Origin of the sequence: Rhizobium sp. RU35A (assembly GCF_900156005.1) — a bacterium.
GTDB lineage: Bacteria > Pseudomonadota > Alphaproteobacteria > Rhizobiales > Rhizobiaceae > Neorhizobium > Neorhizobium straminoryzae.
The window spans coordinates 1-2,064 of sequence record NZ_FTMR01000043.1 but is presented as its reverse complement, the minus strand read 5'-3'; the positions used below and the strand labels follow the sequence as shown (position 1 = coordinate 2,064).

Sequence of the window (2,064 nt, the reverse complement as noted above, 5' to 3'; positions counted from 1 at the left end):
GCGGTCAGGTTGACGTTCTTTCCGGCGATCGTTGCGTTGGTGAGGCTGATAGACTGGCCGGACAGCGTGACGTCACCGCCGGCATAGCTGCCGCTGCCCTGGGCGAAGATCGCCGAGCCGTTCTTCAGGTCGATCGTCGGAGCCGTCAGTTCCACGGCGCCGGAGATGCCTGTCGAGGCCGCCGTGGCATGGCTGTTGCGGTCCGTCGCGCCGCCCACCTGGCGCGTCGACAGGAAGACGTTTTCCGAAAGCGTGACGCTCTGGCTGGCCTGCAGGCTGAACTTCGTGCCGGCCGACAAGGCGCTGGAATAGGCACCGCCACAGCCAAGGCAGGTATTGGCGGAAATCACGATCTGGGCCGGATCGATCAGCACTTCGCCGCCGGCGCCGAAGAAGGCTGCCGCATTCAATGTGCCGCCGGCGAGCGTCACCACATTTTGCCCGCTGAACTCGATGAAGCCGCCATTGCCGGAGACCTCGCCCCCCAGCGCCAGCACGGAGGCATCGGCTGCCAGTTGCGATTCGTTCTCGGCAAAGATCACCACGGAGCCACCATCGGAGGCCGTGCCCTTGCCACTGGCGGAGATCAGGCTGCCTGCCTTCACCGCGACGTCGTTGCCGGCCTCCACGCGCACGGACCCCGCCTTGCGGCCGTTTGAACCGTCGGCCGTGATGCGACCGCCATTGATGACGGTGTCATCGACAGACTGCACCACGATCTGCGGGGAGATTCCGGCAGCACCCGCGCCCTCGACCGTCAGCGTGCCGGAAATATCGACATTCTGCGCGGCGATGGTGACGCCGGACTTCGCCGAGACGAGGCCCGCCACATTGACGATGCCCTTGCTGTTCTTCTGCAGTGCACCGATCGTCAGAAGCGAGAGCGCATCATTCTGGGCAGGCGCGCGACCGGCCTTCAGAAGCTGGTCGACGCTTTCCAGGGACGGCGTGGCAAGCGTGATGCTGTCCGCCTTCAGGATGCCGCTGGCGCCCACCACGATGCCGCGCGGATTGAGGAAGTAGACATTGCCGCCGATCTGGCCGTTCTTCAGCGCATTCAGCTGGCCATTGATATCCGACTGCTTGTCGCGAACGATATTGATCAGGTTCGAAACGGAAGACGGAACGATCAGGTTGACCGTCTGGCCGGCATAGACGTCGAAGATGCTGAAGGAGTTGTAGGCGTTGTTGCCGTTGATCGAGGTGGTCGAGATGTCGACAAGCCCTTCGCGGATGGTCAGCGCCGTTTCCGTGCGCGTCTCGGCGCTCTTGTCCAGCACGATCATCTTGCGCTCGGGGGCGGTCTGGCCTGCGCCCAGCAGCGAGATGGTGCCATCGGCACCGACCGTCACGGATTCCGCGCCCTTCTGCAGGCCCCCGGTATTGACCACATTCTCGAAGATGGCGCGCGAGGCCTCGGCCCCTTCGCGCACGGTGCCGTGGATCTCCTGGCTGGCAGAACGGATGATCAGCTTGTCGCGGGCATTCACCTCGCCGAGGATGCGCACGCTGCCATCCTTCGACAACGGCACATCGCCCCGGATGGCGGCCTCCACACGCGCATGGCTGATGGCGCCCTGGTTGTCGATCAGGGCCTCGGCGAATTCGGAGGTCGGGGTCTGCAGCGTCAGGCGGCCGGTATTGACCACCCCCTTTTCGCCCACGACGACCCCATGCGGGTTCAGGAAGTAGACGTCACCGCCGATCTCGCCGTTCTTGTAGCTGTTGAGAATGCCGTTGATCGAACTCTGCCTGTCACGCACCACGTTGAGCAGACGGTCCGCCCCCTGGGGGACATAGAGGTTGACCGTATGCCCCGCGTCGACATCGAACTTCGAGAAGGAGTTGAAGGCATTGCCATGGGCGATCGTGGTCGTGGTGACATCCGTCACCGCACCGTTCACCTGCAGCAAGGTCTGGGTGCGGCCATCGACGACGATCTGCTGCGCATGCGCCAGGAAAGGCTGGAGAACCAGACTTCCCGAAACAACGGAAACTGTCAGCGTGCGGGAAAAGCGCGCCAACACCGGATACCAGTGGCGAGACCGATCGACCATGTCCAAA

The 2,064-nt window shown here is 63.7% G+C and carries 1 protein-coding gene; it reads right to left on the bottom strand.

The genetic code is table 11. The features are described 5' to 3' along the window. A partial coding sequence (locus F3H95_RS26945) for a leukotoxin LktA family filamentous adhesin (protein ID WP_149748238.1) occupies nucleotides 1-2,064 on the bottom strand: 2,064 nt, incomplete at both ends.